This window comes from Streptomyces sp. NPDC051662 (assembly GCF_040681655.1).
Classification (GTDB): domain Bacteria; phylum Actinomycetota; class Actinomycetes; order Streptomycetales; family Streptomycetaceae; genus Streptomyces.
The window spans coordinates 35,498-48,760 of the sequence record NZ_JBFAZD010000047.1; the positions used below are offsets into that span (position 1 = coordinate 35,498).

12 protein-coding genes and 2 pseudogenes are annotated in these 13,263 nt (G+C 70.1%); 11 read left to right on the forward strand and 3 right to left on the reverse strand.

The genetic code is table 11. The annotated features are described in order from the left end of the window. The first annotated feature begins 6 nt into the window (after window positions 1–6). The 6 genes and pseudogenes from AB0M67_RS40105 (at window position 7) to AB0M67_RS40130 (ending at window position 4,269) form a co-directional block, all read left to right on the forward strand. Window positions 7–1,050 (forward strand): LysR family transcriptional regulator, encoded by a 1,044-nt coding sequence (locus tag AB0M67_RS40105; protein ID WP_365753001.1) that lies wholly within the window; start codon window positions 7–9, stop codon window positions 1,048–1,050. 168 nt (window positions 1,051–1,218) lie between these two features. Further along, entirely contained in the window at window positions 1,219–2,232 is a 1,014-nt protein-coding gene (locus AB0M67_RS40110; RefSeq protein ID WP_365753003.1) for an amidohydrolase family protein, read from the forward strand. Continuing rightward, the gene (locus tag AB0M67_RS40115; RefSeq protein ID WP_365753005.1) at window positions 2,229–2,528 is read left to right on the forward strand and encodes a hypothetical protein; all 300 of its coding nucleotides are present in this window, start codon (window positions 2,229–2,231) and stop codon (window positions 2,526–2,528) included. The genes AB0M67_RS40110 and AB0M67_RS40115 overlap by 4 nt, the downstream gene beginning before the upstream one ends. A gap of 7 nt (window positions 2,529–2,535) precedes the next feature. Beyond that, window positions 2,536–2,808: a fumarylacetoacetate hydrolase family protein gene (locus AB0M67_RS40120; protein ID WP_365753022.1), complete on the forward strand. Its 273-nt coding sequence runs from the start codon at window positions 2,536–2,538 to the stop codon at window positions 2,806–2,808. A 6-nt stretch (window positions 2,809–2,814) separates the two neighbouring features. Continuing rightward, window positions 2,815–3,009: pseudogene (locus AB0M67_RS40125) on the forward strand (MBL fold metallo-hydrolase); the annotation flags it as partial. Between the two features lie 297 nt (window positions 3,010–3,306). Next, window positions 3,307–4,269 (forward strand): amidohydrolase family protein, encoded by a 963-nt coding sequence (locus AB0M67_RS40130; RefSeq protein WP_365753006.1) that lies wholly within the window; start codon window positions 3,307–3,309, stop codon window positions 4,267–4,269. Window positions 4,270–4,312: 43 nt separating this feature from the next. Here AB0M67_RS40130 and AB0M67_RS40135 read toward each other — a convergent pair whose 3' ends face one another. After that, on the reverse strand, window positions 4,313–5,185 hold the full coding sequence (locus AB0M67_RS40135; RefSeq protein WP_365753008.1) for an AraC family transcriptional regulator: 873 nt from the start codon (window positions 5,183–5,185) through the stop codon (window positions 4,313–4,315). Between the two features lie 60 nt (window positions 5,186–5,245). On the opposite strand from AB0M67_RS40135, the gene AB0M67_RS40140 reads away from it, so the two are divergent. Both AB0M67_RS40140 and AB0M67_RS40145 read left to right on the forward strand, forming a co-directional pair. After that, on the forward strand, window positions 5,246–5,887 hold the full coding sequence (locus AB0M67_RS40140) for an NAD(P)H-binding protein (RefSeq protein WP_365753010.1): 642 nt from the start codon (window positions 5,246–5,248) through the stop codon (window positions 5,885–5,887). 258 nt (window positions 5,888–6,145) lie between these two features. Further along, entirely contained in the window at window positions 6,146–7,594 is a 1,449-nt protein-coding gene (locus AB0M67_RS40145; RefSeq protein WP_365753011.1) for an FG-GAP and VCBS repeat-containing protein, read from the forward strand. 77 nt (window positions 7,595–7,671) lie between these two features. On the opposite strand, the gene AB0M67_RS40150 is transcribed toward AB0M67_RS40145, so the two are convergent. Next, window positions 7,672–8,421 carry an adhesin gene (locus AB0M67_RS40150; protein ID WP_365753013.1) on the reverse strand — a complete coding sequence of 250 codons (750 nt, stop codon included), beginning with the start codon at window positions 8,419–8,421 and terminating at the stop codon, window positions 7,672–7,674. A 349-nt stretch (window positions 8,422–8,770) separates the two neighbouring features. Here AB0M67_RS40150 and AB0M67_RS40155 point away from each other — a divergent pair, with 349 nt between their 5' ends. Continuing rightward, the gene (locus AB0M67_RS40155) at window positions 8,771–9,646 is read left to right on the forward strand and encodes a MerR family transcriptional regulator (RefSeq protein WP_365753014.1); all 876 of its coding nucleotides are present in this window, start codon (window positions 8,771–8,773) and stop codon (window positions 9,644–9,646) included. A gap of 49 nt (window positions 9,647–9,695) precedes the next feature. Here the strand turns inward: AB0M67_RS40155 and AB0M67_RS40160 are convergent, their stop codons facing one another. Beyond that, window positions 9,696–10,634, reverse strand: a complete 939-nt coding sequence (locus AB0M67_RS40160; RefSeq protein ID WP_365753015.1) for a hypothetical protein — start codon at window positions 10,632–10,634, stop codon at window positions 9,696–9,698. A 53-nt stretch (window positions 10,635–10,687) separates the two neighbouring features. Between AB0M67_RS40160 and AB0M67_RS40165 the strand changes: the two genes are divergently transcribed. Together AB0M67_RS40165 and AB0M67_RS40170 are read left to right on the forward strand one after the other, a co-directional pair. Then, window positions 10,688–11,959 carry a CapA family protein gene (locus tag AB0M67_RS40165; protein WP_365753017.1) on the forward strand — a complete coding sequence of 424 codons (1,272 nt, stop codon included), beginning with the start codon at window positions 10,688–10,690 and terminating at the stop codon, window positions 11,957–11,959. A gap of 235 nt (window positions 11,960–12,194) precedes the next feature. Then, window positions 12,195–13,263, forward strand: a pseudogene (locus AB0M67_RS40170) (HAMP domain-containing protein); the annotation flags it as partial.

Sequence of the window (13,263 nt, forward strand, 5' to 3'; positions counted from 1 at the left end):
GGTTCGGTGGAACTCCGCGGCCTCAATCTCAATCTGCTGATGCACCTGGACGCGCTGCTGTCGCATCGAAGTGTCTCGGGAGCCGCCGGGGAACTGGCGGTGAGCCAGCCCTCCATGTCCGCGGCGCTGGCCCGACTGCGCCGGCACTTCGGTGATGAACTGCTGCTGCGCCGCGGGAGCCGTTACGAGCTGACCGTACTGGCCGAAGATCTACGGCCCGCGGTGGCGGCGGCGATCGTCGGTCTCGAAGGGGTCTTCGTGCACCGGAGGGCCTTCGCCCCCGGTACCTCGCGTCGGGAGTTCCGGCTGCTGGCCAGCGACTTCTGGCTGGAGGTGATGGGCCCGGCGCTCAGCCGTCTGGTGAGCGAGGCGGCACCGCTCGCCTCGGTACGGTTCGAGCTTCCCCGCCGCTGGGAACCGGACGATCCGCTGGAGAGCCTGCGGAACGTGGACGGGATGCTGGCACCCCACGGAGTGCTGGACGGCCCTCCTCATCTCGATCTGCTGCGCACCGAGTGGCGGTGTATCACCAGCCGTGACAATCCGAAGGTGGTCTGCGAGGCCCCCGACCCGGGGGTCCTGGCGGCCCTGCCCTGGGTCGTGTACGCCGACCGGTCCTCCGCGGCGGCGGATCTGGGCATGTCGATCGTGATGCGTCAGCTGCGGTTCGCCGGGATCACCCCCCGCGCCGCGGCCACCGTCGCGACCTTCTCCGCGGTGCCGGCCTTCATCGAGGGAACGGACCGTGTCGCGTTGGTCCACCGCCCTCTGGCCGAACACGCCCGGGACCGTCATAACCTGCGTGTCTTCGCGCCCCCGTTTCCCGTCGGAGACGTCGTACAAGCCTTCTGGTGGCATCCGCACCGTACTCACGATCGGGCACACCGATGGCTGCGCGACATGCTGCGCCGCGCCGCCGCACGGATAGCGGCCGATGTCCCCGGATTCGACCTCGCCGAATCGGCGGCGGTCGGCCACCCGTCAGTCGGCCACCCGTCGGTCGCCCGCCCGTCAGCCGGTACGCCCCAGAGCCCGCCGCGAGGCCGGTGACGGGGCCGCGTACCCGTACCCACACCCATCCGTATAGCCCGGCTCTATACGCGGCATCGGCAGATTCGTCTTCCCCCGGCGTCGTCGCCTGATCGACCGTGTACGTGATCGACGTGATCGACGTGAACGACCGATCGCGACACGACAGCGACGGAGAGGGGCCACGTCATGACACCCATGTCTGTGACCGATGTACACGCGCACGCGCTGGTGCCGAGCGTGGAGCCGCTGGTGAACGGCAACGCCCGGAAGCAGAGGGAACAGGATGAGCAGGCCCGGCTCATGGGCCCGGAGTCGCTCCGGGTCACCCTCCGGATGTCCCAGGACGCGCACAGGGCCCTGACGGACCTCGACGCCCGGATCAAGGCCATGGACGCGGCGTCGGTCGATGTACAGCTCGTCTCCCCCAGCCCGTCCCAGTACTACTACTGGGCCGAACCCTCGCTCGCCCGCGAGATCTTCACGGCCACGAACGAGGCCGTCGCGGCGATGTGCGCACGGGCGCGCGGCCGGTTGACCGGTCTGGGGGTCGTCCCGCTGCAACACCCGGGGCTCGCGGTCGAGGCGCTGGAGCACGCGGTCCTCATCTGTGGGCTCAAAGGCATCGAGATCTCCTCGTTCGCGCCGTACGGCGACGGGCGCATCGACCTGTCCCACCCCGCGCTCACACCGCTGTGGGCACGCGCCGAGGAGCTCGGCGCGCTGGTGTTCCTGCACCCGCTGGGCTGCACGGTCGACGGCCGACTCGACCGCTGGTACCTGTACAACGTGATCGGCCAGCCCCTTGAACACGCGATCGCCCTCAGCCACCTGGTCTTCTCCGGGGCCCTCGACCGCCATCCCCGGCTCAAGATCCTGGCCGCCCACGGCGGTGGGTATCTGCCGGTCTATCTGGGCCGGGCCGAGCACGCCTGGCGTGAACGCTCCGACGCCCGGTCGTGCGAGCGCCCGCCGGGCGAGTACCTCGAAGAGATCTTCTTCGACTCGCTCGTCTACACCCCGCACGCGCTACGGCACCTCGTCGACACCGTCGGAGCCGATCAGGTCCTGCTCGGTTCCGACTACCCCTACGACATGGGCGTCACCGATCCGCTGGACCGTCTGACGGCCGCCGGGCTCTCCCCGCACCAGCGGGACAGCGTGGCCGGTGGCAACGCCGCACGGCTGGGGCTGATCCCGTGAAGTGGGCGACGTACCGGTGGAACGGCTCCACACGGACCGGCGTACTCGTGGGCCGCGAGCTGTTCGCCCTGGACACCGGCCTCGGAATCCAGGACCTGATCGGTCTGGGCCCTGACGTCCTGGCCGAGGCCGCCCACGAGGCCCGCCGAGCCGGGACCGTCGCGGACATCGGTGAGGTCACGCTGCAGCCGACCGTTCCCCGCTCGGGATCGGTGGGCGACGGCGCCTGCTTCCTGGACCACGTACGGGGCTGTCTGCGCGCCATCGGCGAGCCGGGCGAGCTGCCCGAGGTATGACACCGAGATCGCCCATGGCTCCAGCCGCGCCATGAACTGGTCCTTCGCCGAACTCATCTCCTACAGCTCCCGTGGCACGCCGCTGCGCCCCGGTGATGTCATCGGCTCGGGAACCATCCCCGGCGGGTGCCTGCTCGAACACGTCGGCACCTCGCCCGACGCGTACGAGGGTTGGCTGACGGCGGGCGACACCGTCACGCTGCGCAGCGAGCAACTCGGTACCGTCGAGAACCGTGTCGTCGCGGGCCCGCCCGTACACCGCCTGTCGACCGGCCACTGACACCTCATCACGCGTCACGCGTCGACTCTCCACAACCTCGGCCCCGCGCATACCTCGGGCGATGTGATCGCATGGGTACCGGAGAGCCGGGTTCTCTTCGCAGGTGACCTCCTCTTCATCCGGGGAACACCCGTGATGTGGGCCGGACCGGCCAGTGCGTGGAGTGCCGCCTGCGACCGGATGATCGCTCTGGAACCGGAGACCGTCGTCCCCCGCGCTGCCGATGGGCCGGCTGGTGGCCGAAATGGCGAAATGGCGCGCGTGGAGTCGATGTTCCGATCGCCTCGGGTGATCGACGGGCGATCGACGGGCGATCAGGACAGGCGATTTCGCTCCGTTCCGCCACCATGCCCCCCGTCCGGCGCTCGCCACACAGCGCTACCACCGATAACGGGGCAGAGTCGGTCAATTTGCCGTCGCAGTCAGTGGGTTTCAGTCTTGTTGATGACGTCTGTCGGACGACGCACCACAAGACGAGCAGAGGACGGGAAACCCGAGATGAAGGTAATCGCGCTTGAGGAAGCGTTCAGTGTGCCGGACATGGCCACCGAAGGGGCGGCCCTGGACCAGCCGAGCACGTTCCGGCCGGATTTCCTGGCCGACGTGGAACGTCGGCTGCCGGACTTCACGGAGCTGCGTCTGAAGGACATGGATGAGCACGGCGTCGACATGCAGGTGCTGTCGCTCACCAACCCGGGCGTGCAGATGCAGCCCGACGCCCGTATCGCCGTCTCCGATGCCCAACTGGCCAATGACGTCCTGGCCGGCGTGGTCGGGGCCCGCCCCACCCGCTTCGCCGGACTCGCCGCCATGCCCCTCCAGGACCCGGGGGCCGCGGTACGAGAACTGGACCGTGCCGTCAACGACCTCGGCCTGTCGGGCGTCCTGGTCAATGGCCACACCCTCGGCCACTACCTCGACGAACCCCAGTTCCGTGTCTTCTGGGAGGCGTTGGCCGGACACGACGTTCCGCTGTATCTGCATCCCAACAGCGCGCCCCTGGGCTGGTCGGTCTTCGACGGCCGCCCCGAACTGATCGGCCCCACCTACGCCTGGGCCGTCGAGACCGGCGCCCACGCGCTGCGCCTGATCACCAGCGGCCTGTTCGACCAGTTCCCCACGGCCAAGGTCATCCTCGGCCACATGGGCGAACTCCTGCCCTTCCATCTCTCCCGCGTCGATACCCGGATGCCCTACCTCATCACCGATGTGAAGCTCGCCAAGAAGCCCTCCGAGTACTTCACGGAGAACTTCCACATCACCACCAGCGGCGTCATGGCCAACAGCGCCCTGCTCGGCGCCGTCCTCGCGATCGGCATCGACAACATCATGTTCGCCATCGACTACCCGTACGAGTCCAGTAGCCAGGCCATGGAATTCCTGCACGGCCTCCCCCTCAGCGACGCCGACCTCAACAAGATCGCCCACGGCAACGCCGAACGCCTCCTGCGCCTCACCTGACAAGAGCCTCACCGGACAGGAGCCTCACCGGACAGGAGCCGCCTCACCTGACAAGGGTGCGGCGGAACGCGGCGGGGGTGAGTCCGGTGCGACGGAGGAAGAATTTCCCGAAGTTGGTCGGTTCGCTGAAGCCGAGCCGACTGCCCACGGCGGCGGCTGCCAGGTCGGTGTAGGCGAGCAGCCGTTTGGCCTCCAGAGTGATGCGGGCGTCGACCACCTCACGCGCGGAGAGTCCGGTGGCGGCGGAGCTGGCCCGGGTGAGCGTGCGCACGCTGTAGCCGAGCCGGTCGGCGTAGTCGGCCACCCGGTGGGTGCGGGCGAAATCGCGTTCCACTTCGGCGGCGAACCGGGCGGCGATGCCGTCGGGATCCCCGGGGGCCGAGACGGTCGGGGCGGTGCGGCCGATGCGCAGCAGGAGCACGCTGAGCAGGTGGCGCCGGGCCTCGTCGGCGGACGAGGTGGGGCTGCCGGCCTCCAGGCGCAGCTGACGGACCATCTCCCGGATGCCGACGTAGGCATCACTCCCGGGGTGCCAGACGGGACCGCGGCGTATGTCGCCGAGCAGCAGGGCCAACTCGCCGGAGCTCGGGGCGGGCACCTCGTTGGTGAACAAGACCAGTTCGCCGTCCACCGGGGGGCCGAACCGCTGTACCTGGCCGGGACGCACCCACAGCACCGTCCCTTCGTCGAGCCGGTGCTCGACGAAGTCCACCTCGTGCCAGGTCTGCCCGGCGTCGACCAGCATGAGCCGGTGGAATCCGGTGCGGTGCGGCTGGCCGAGCCCGTGCCGGACGCGTCGGTCGAGCTCGGTGCGGTCCATCACTTCCAGTTCGAGGCCCGGTCCGCCCGGGGCATTGAACCCCACGTGCCGTACGCCGTCACGTCCGATGGCGACCATACCGAGTCCGTTCGTCACCTTTTCCGTCTGGTTCCTGATCGCGGAAGATCGAATCAGCCCTGGGAAACAGGAGGAATCATGACAAGCATAGTTGTCTTCGGTGCCAACGGACGGCTCGGACAGCGCATCGTGGCCGAGGCCGGGGGCCGGGGTCACGAGGTGACCGCCGTGGTGCACCACGAGGAGACGGCGTCGTCCTTTCCCGGCTCCGTGACCGTGGCGGTCGGCGACGCCACCTCGGCGGAGTCCGTCCGTACCGTGGCCAAGGACGCCGACGTGCTGGTGGCCGCGGTGAGCGCGCCGGGCCGGGACATCTACCCCGCGGTGGCGAAGACGCTGGTCGGTACCGTCGCGGCGCTGCCCGATCCGGCGCCCCGGATCATCCACATGGGGGGAGGAGCCACGCTGACGACACCGGACGGGACCCGGTTTCTGGACCTGCCGTCGTTCCCCGCCGAGTTCCTCGCCATGGCCTCCGGACAGGCCGAGGCGCTGGACGTGTACCGCAGCGGTTCCGGGGTGACCTGGACGTATGTCTCACCGCCGCCCGTATATTTCCAGCCGGGCACCCGCACCGGGCGCTATCGCACCGGCGTCGACCAGCCAGTCGTCGGCACCGACGGAGAGGCCAGGCTGAGCTACGAGGACATGGCTGTCGTCGTGGTCGACGAGATCGAGCACCCCAGGTTCCTCGACACAAGGCTCACGGCCGGTTACTGAGTGCTGTCATCCGGCCGGGCGGGGCAGGGCCGGCGGAGCTGTACGGAATCCCTCGCGCGACGGCCGGACGGCGTGGGCCCGGTGCACCGAGTCCCGTACAACCCTTGGGCCCCGTCACCCGTCTCATCTGCACCGGACGACGCGTGTGCGCGGGGTCGGAGGCCGTCAGGATCCGGCCCCCGCGTGTGGTCGGCTCGGGACACCGATTCGGATGGGCCGCCACGGCTTTCCGGCGTGCCGTAGGAGAAGAAGACACGCATGCAACAGCACCTGCGCACCACCCTCGCGACCGTCGCCTCGGCCGCTCTCGTCAGCGGTCTGCTGCTCGCCGCCGGGGGCAGCGCCGTCGCCGCGCCGTCCGGGATACAGGGCGACTTCAACGGCGACGGTTACCGCGACCTCGCGATCGCCGCACCCCTCGGGAAGATCAACGGGAAGGAGGGGGCCGGCTACGTGGCCGTCGTCTACGGCACCAAGAACGGACTCGACAAGTCCAAGCGCGCCATCATCAGCCAGGCCACCACCGGTGTTCCGGGGGTGGCGGAGGAGGGGGACTTCTTCGGCGACCGTCTCACCACCGGTGACCTCGACGGTGACGGCTACACCGACCTGGTGGTCGGCGTACACAGCGAGCAGATCGGCGACAGCGACTCCTTCGGCGTCATCACCGTCGTCTGGGGCGGCGCGAGTGGACTGAAGTCCGCCGTCGACATCTCGGCGCCGCTGCCCAAGTACCGGAACGAACTCGGCTGGGACATCGCTTCCGGTGACTTCGACGGGGACGGACGCACCGACCTGGCCGCCCTCAATAACTCCATGCCCGAACTGAACATCTTCAAGGGACCGATCTCCCGGACCGGCAAGGCGGCGGGCCGCGTCGGTATCGACACGCTCACCCAGACCGACATCAGCGCGGACAAGATCATCGCGGGGAATGTCAACGGCGACGGCGCGACCGACCTCCTGGTCCTGGGCCAGCAGGTGAGCGACGGCGACGTGTACCCGACCCGCGGCGTCCTCTACAAGGGGGGAACGAGCGGCCTCAAGGCGTCGAGCAAGGTCGCCGGGGGCTACGAGGCGGTCATCGCCGATGTCGACAAGGACGGTTACGGCGACATCGTCACCGGCAACTTCATGGAGAAGTCCGCCGACGAGCCGAACGGCGGCCACGGAGGCGCGATCACCGTGACCTACGGCAGCGCCGCCGGGCTGTCCACCCGTACCCCGGTCCGTATCACCCAGGACACCACCGGAATTCCCGGCACCGCCACCAAGGGCGACCGCTTCGGCTGGGGTCTGGCCGCGGGTGACACCAACGGCGACGGCTACGCGGATGTCGCGATCGGCGCGACGGGCGAGGATACCGGGAGCACGAGGTCCACGGGCAGGGTCACCGTGCTGCGCGGCTCCGCCAAGGGGCTGACCGGCACAGGTTCCACGAGCTTCTCGCAGAACACCGCGGGGGTGCCCGGCGTCTCCGAGGCCGAGGATCAGTTCGGCGCCTCCGTCGGGCTCACGGACAGCAACAGGGACGGCCGCGCGGAGCTGGTGGTCGGTGCCTTCGCCGAGAACGCGGGCGCGGGTTCGGTCTGGCTCTTCACGTCCGGTACGAGCGGTGTCACCGCCACCGGTTCGACGTCCTTCGGCGCCGCCTCGGTCGGCGGGCCCAGCGGTCTGTCGTACTTCGGCGAGGCCTTCGCCGGGTAGGGCGTACCGCGGCGTACCGCGACAGGGGCGACAGGGGTGACAGGGGCCGGGACGGGTCAGGGGTCAGGGGTCAGGGGTCAGGCGCAGTTGAGCTTCATCTGGGCCGCCGCGTGGTGGGCTCCGTAACGGTCCCGGCCTCCCCAGTCCCTGCCCCGGTCGACGAGTTGGACCGAGAAGGACTCGCCCTCCACCCGGTAACTGCCCACGCTCACGAGGCTGCCGCGGTGGACGGTCTGGCGCACGCCGAAGGCGGCGTAGGCGGACGTGGTGTCGGTGGGGTCGCGCAGGACGCGGTAGACGGTGGGGTGGCCCGCGGTGTCGGTGGGGCGCCCGCTGTCCGGGACGTAGACGGCCAGGGCGCACTTCTCGTACGCCTTCCCGAGCTTCCAGGACCAGGTCGCCGTGGAGCCGCGGTCCTGGGCGGGGCTGCCGGACATGGGGACGGCGGAGAAGCGGCCGTCGCATGAACCACCCGCGTAGCCGCCGGTGGTGACGGTGTACCAGGCGGCGTCGCCGTTCTCGAAGCGGCCGTGTTCGCTGTACTCGCCCGAGGCGCAGCCCGGGCCCGCCCACGCCGCGTAGCCCGGATCCGGGGAGGGGGGCTCGTCGGGGTCCTGGGTCGCGGATGCGGTCGGGGTCGGGGGCGCGGTCGGGGGTGTGGTCGGAGGTGTGGAAGAGCCTCCGCCGTCCAGGCCCGGCAGTTCCGGTGGGCCGATCCTGGTCGGGACCCCGCGCGCCCCCGCGCCGTCCGCCCCGCTTCCGCTTCCGCCGTCGGAGCCGGCCACCAGGGCGAGTGTCGCGCCCAGGGTGCCCAGTGCCAGCGCCACCACCGCCCCCGTCACCAGTGGGCGCTTGCGCGAGCGCCCGCCGTCGCGTGGCAGATGTCCCAGGGGCTCCCCCGGCCCCAGGGGCTCCCCCGCGACCGTGCCGCGCCCTCCGCGCCCTCCGCGCCCGCCGTGCCCGGCGAACCCGGAACACCCAGGACACACCACGCCCGGCAGCGATACTCCCCGGCCACTCCCGCACCGTTCGCACCTCATGCCGCCTCACTATGGAGGATCCCGCCACTCTCCGGCAGCGGAAGCTCACGATTGGCTGGTTGACCTTTCCCCAGGGTCAGGGCGCACCGTCCGGTCACCGGGCCGAAACCGGTCCGGTGACGGAGGATGGGACCTCGTGGAACTGCTCACGATCGGCGAGTTCGCGGCGCGGTCGCGGCTCTCGCCCAAGGCTCTGCGGCTGTACGACCGGCTCGGTCTGCTCGCTCCCGCGCGGGTCGACGCGGTCACCGGCTATCGCTGGTACCGCCGGGACCAGGTGGAGCGCGCCAGGCTGGTCGCGCTGCTGCGGCAGCTCGACATGCCGCTGGCGAGGATCGCCGAAGTGGTCGCGCTGCCGGGTGAGCGGGCCGCCGACGAGGTGGCGGGCTACTGGACCGCGGTCGAGGAACGCCATGCCGTACGGCGCGAGGTCGCCGACCATATCCGTGACCGACTGTCGGGCAGGAGAACCCACATGTACGAGGTCAAGACCATCGACACCCCGGAGCAGGCAGTCCTCACCGAGCGCAAACACGTGCTCTCCGACGAACTGCCGCGCTGGATCCCGGCCGCTCTCGACCGGCTGGGGAAGGCCGCCGGGGAGTGCGGGGGCATCGCCGGCATCCCGTTCGTCGCGTACTACGCGGCGGTGAGCCCGGACAGCGACGGGCCCGCGGAGGCATGCGTTCCGGTCGCGGACATCGCGGCGGCGGAGGCATACGCGGCAGCGAGCGGCCTGACGGGAACCGGCCATCCCCGTACCGGCCGTGCGACCACACTCCGGATCGAACCGGCGCAGCGCTTGGCGTACGTACGCATCACCAAGGCCCAGGTGGCGCACCCGCAGATCCTCTCCGCCTTCGAGGCGGTCGAGGAGTGGATCGCGGACCGGGGACTGTCGGTCAGCGGGCCCTGCCGTGAGATCTACTTCGCCGACTGGGACGCCGCGTCGGCCTCGGACGAGGTCTGTGACATCGCCTTCCCGGTGGGTGAGGCGGATACGGCGGGCTGACTCCCGGGGGCGGCTCCCAGGCCCCGGGCCCCGGGGCCCGGGAGTCGCCTCACCTCCCCGTCCGCGCCTCCGCCGGTGCCTTCCACTCCGCCACCGCCGTCGTCATCGCCTCCACCACGCGACGGCTGCGGCCCTCGCTCTCCCGGACCGTACGGCTGAACTCCACGTGGATGAAAGGGACTCCGTCGTCCGAGGCGAGCCTGCCCTGCTTGTTCGTCCGTCCCGCCAGCGGGCACTTGGACGACCAGGCGCGGCACACCCGGAAGCCGTCGTCCGCCAGCGCCCGCGCCAGGGTGACGGCCTGAGCGCGGCCGTCGTCGCCCGCACCCGTGGACACCACCGCGTCGTGCGGCGGGGACGTCGAGTCCGCGAAGCCGTGCACCTGGATGCCGGGGAGCCGGCGGGCGACGAGTTCCGCGCAGACCGCGTGGAAGATCGTGTCGGTACGGTGGGCGACATCCGCGGCGTTCCCCTTGCCCGCCGCGCGGTGCGCGCCGGCCACGACCAGCACCCCGCCGGGGGCGCCCCGCAGTACCCCCGCGCCGAGGGATTCGCTGTAGGAGTCGGCGACGGGGTGCGGCACCTGTACCGAGAAGCGGACGGGCGCGTCGAGGTCGATGTACACCCGCCCCCAGCCGCGCACGTCCTCGCGGGCCCGGTCGGCGATCTCCGCGTACCGCCGGCCCTTGGCGGTGTCCCGGAGGATGTGTACGCCGAAGTCGACCTCGGCGAGCTTGCGTTCGGCCTCACCGCGTCTGCCGTCGAGATAGAGTCCGACCCCGGCGGCCACCGTCTCGCGCTCGACGCGGCCGGGCGGCAGGAATCCGGCGTCGGCCACGGTGTCCTCGGCGAATCCCGAGATCCGGCGTTCCAGATCCAGGTCACTGCCGGTGGCGGGTGCGGAGGGTTCGTCGGAGTTCCGGTCCAGGACCGGGGTGACGATCACCACAGCTGCCGCGATCAAGACCCCGACCAGCAGGCTTGCCATGATTGTTATCTTCACGGTCGGAGATCGTGTCATATGACGTTCAAAATACCTATGTGAAGCAACCCACCCCTCTGCCCCGCGGACGACGCGCCGCCACCCGCACGGCCCTCCGCGCCACCGCGACAGCCTCTCTCGCCACCTGTCTCGTCATGGCCGTCGCGGGCTGCTCGGTACTCGGCTCCGACGACGGGGGCACGGACGCGAAGGGGGGCGGTCCGTCGTTCACGGTCGCCGCCGCCGGTGACGTACTGATCCACCCGCCGCTGACGGAACAGGCGGCGAAGGACTCGAAGGCCAAGGGGGGCAAGGCCGGGAGCCTGGACTTCGCACCGCTGATGGCCGGGGTGAAGCCCGTGATCAGCAAGGCGGATCTGGCGATCTGCCACATGGAGCCGGTGGTCGCCAAGAAGGGCGGGCCCTACGAGGGGTTCCCGAACTTCCAGGTCCCGCCGGAGATCACCACCACGCTCAAGGACATCGGTTACGACACCTGCTCGACGGCGTCGAACCACTCGATCGACCACGGCGAGGCCGGGGTGCGCCGCACCCTGGACGCACTCGACGCGGCCGGTCTCAAGCACACGGGCTCGGCCAGAAGCCAGGCAGAGTGGGAGAAACCGCTCATCATGGACGTGAAGGGCGTGAAGGTGGCGCAGATCTCCTTCGCGTTCGGCTTCGTCCGTAACGAAGTTCCCGCGGACAAGCCCTGGTTGGCCAACAAGACGTCCTTCAAGGCGATCAAGGAAGCCGAACAGCGGGCCCGCAAGGCGGGGGCGGACGTGGTCATCCTCAGCATCCACTGGGGACGTGAGTACCAGTCGGCGCCGAGCACCTCGCAGCTGGAGCTGGCGCGCCGTATCGCGAAGAGCACCGGCATCAATCTGGTGATCGGGCACCACGCCCATGTCGTGCAGCCGATGGAGAAGATCGGCAACACCTGGATCGCCTTCGGCCTCGGCAACCAGATGGCCCGGCACGAGGTGCCGAACGGCCAGTCCGAGGAGGGGGCCATCGGCTGGTTCACCTTCACCAAGCGCGGCGGCGAGTGGGACGTGAAGGCGCAGTACTTGCCGACGTTCGTCGATGTGCCGCCGGAGCCGGAGGACCCGGAGCAGCCCGACAAGCTCCCGGCGGGCGCGGTCAGGGACTACCGGCTGCTGGACCCGGCGGAGGCGGTGAAGGCGGGCGCCGCGCCGGACGGTACGAAGTACAGCGAGGAGCAGCTCGCCCGTTACCGGCTGGCTTTCGACCGTACCCAGGGCACGATGCTGAACCGCGGCGCGATCAAGGACGGGCTGTCGCCCCTCCACGAGCTGCCGGAGTAGGGCGGGGTACGAGGCGAAGATCCGGGCGGAGGTTCCACGTATCCGGCGTGTTACGCCTGTAATTCAAATCACAGGCACACCAAGCCGGTTCTGGACAACCATTCGACCCTGCGACCAGTCCTCTTTTCGCGGTGAATCGGTCCCGTCCGGACCTCTCACCCCACCCACTTACATCGCGTGCGCGCGGGCACCGCAGCCCCGGCTGCCCGCATCATCCTGAGAGAGGTACCACCCCATGGCCGTTTCGTCGGCGAAACGGCGGCACAAGGTCCGCAGGCGGGCCGACATGTCGCTCCTGGGCGGCATACGCCCGCCGATCGCGGTCCTCTCGGCCCTCCTGCTCGCGCTGGCCGGGCTCACGGCGCTCGGATTCGGCAAGCCGGACAACGAGCCCCTGCCCACGGCCGTACGCACCTCGCAGCAGCACTTCGCCGAGGACGGCGCCATCGCGTTGCGGGCGTCGCTCGACGAGTCCATCACCGACCTGAACCGGACCGCGTCGCTCTTCAACGCGGGCGATCCGGTCTCCGCCGACACGGTCCTCGACAAGCTGGGCAGCGTCTACCAGAAGTGGCGCGGCTCGGCCATCGTCGAGATCAAGTCCGGCAAGCTGCTCGCCGCGCGCGGTGAGAACGTGCCGCTCCTGGCGGTCGACCGGGAGAAGCTGTCCGACAAGGACGGGCTCGCCCCCCGGATGGTGCGGCTGAAGAACGGCGAGACCCGGCTGCTCACCTTCGCCCTGCTGTCGTGGGAGGGCCGGCCGCAGCAGCTTCTGGTCACCTCGAACAGCCTGAAGGTTCCCGGCATCAGCCTCGGCAAGTTCCGGGCGATCGCGGTGGTCGACTCCGGCGGCACGATCCTCAGCAGCGACGGACTCCGGGGCCCCGAGGACATCCCCTCGAAGACCGTCGAGGAGGAGGTCAAGGAGACCAAGAAGCAGCTCGCCTCCTTCGCGAAGCTCGCCGCCAAGAAGTCCGCCGCGAACCCCGTCACCACCAAGGAGCCGGGCTCCGGCGGGTTCTTCGGCGTCAGCGGCACCATGACCGGCACCCGCATCAGCCAGGAGCGTCCGGTCGTCGGTTACGCCACGCTCGCCGCGCCCGAGGCCGGCGAGGCCACCGACGCGACCAGCCTCGGGCTGTCCGTGGTCACCCTCGTGACCGTCCCCGAGAACGCCAGCCGGGTGACCGACCCGCTGTTCAGCCTGTTGTCCGCCGCCGCGCTGATCGTCATCGGCGGGCTCGCGGTGGCGTTGCTGCTCGGTACGGTCCAGCGTCCGCTGATCCGGCTCTTCCTGGAGAGCC

Bases quoted from the DNA above. Each gene is read 5' to 3' on its own strand.
- AB0M67_RS40110 (WP_365753003.1), top strand. From the start codon at position 1,219: ATGACACCCATGTCTGTGACCGATGTACACGCGCACGCGCTGGTGCCG.
- AB0M67_RS40140 (WP_365753010.1), top strand. From the start codon at position 5,246: ATGACAAGCATAGTTGTCTTCGGTGCCAACGGACGGCTCGGACAGCGC.
- AB0M67_RS40145 (WP_365753011.1), top strand. From the start codon at position 6,146: ATGCAACAGCACCTGCGCACCACCCTCGCGACCGTCGCCTCGGCCGCT.
- AB0M67_RS40160 (WP_365753015.1), bottom strand. From the start codon at position 10,634: ATGGCAAGCCTGCTGGTCGGGGTCTTGATCGCGGCAGCTGTGGTGATC.
- AB0M67_RS40130 (WP_365753006.1), top strand. From the start codon at position 3,307: ATGAAGGTAATCGCGCTTGAGGAAGCGTTCAGTGTGCCGGACATGGCC.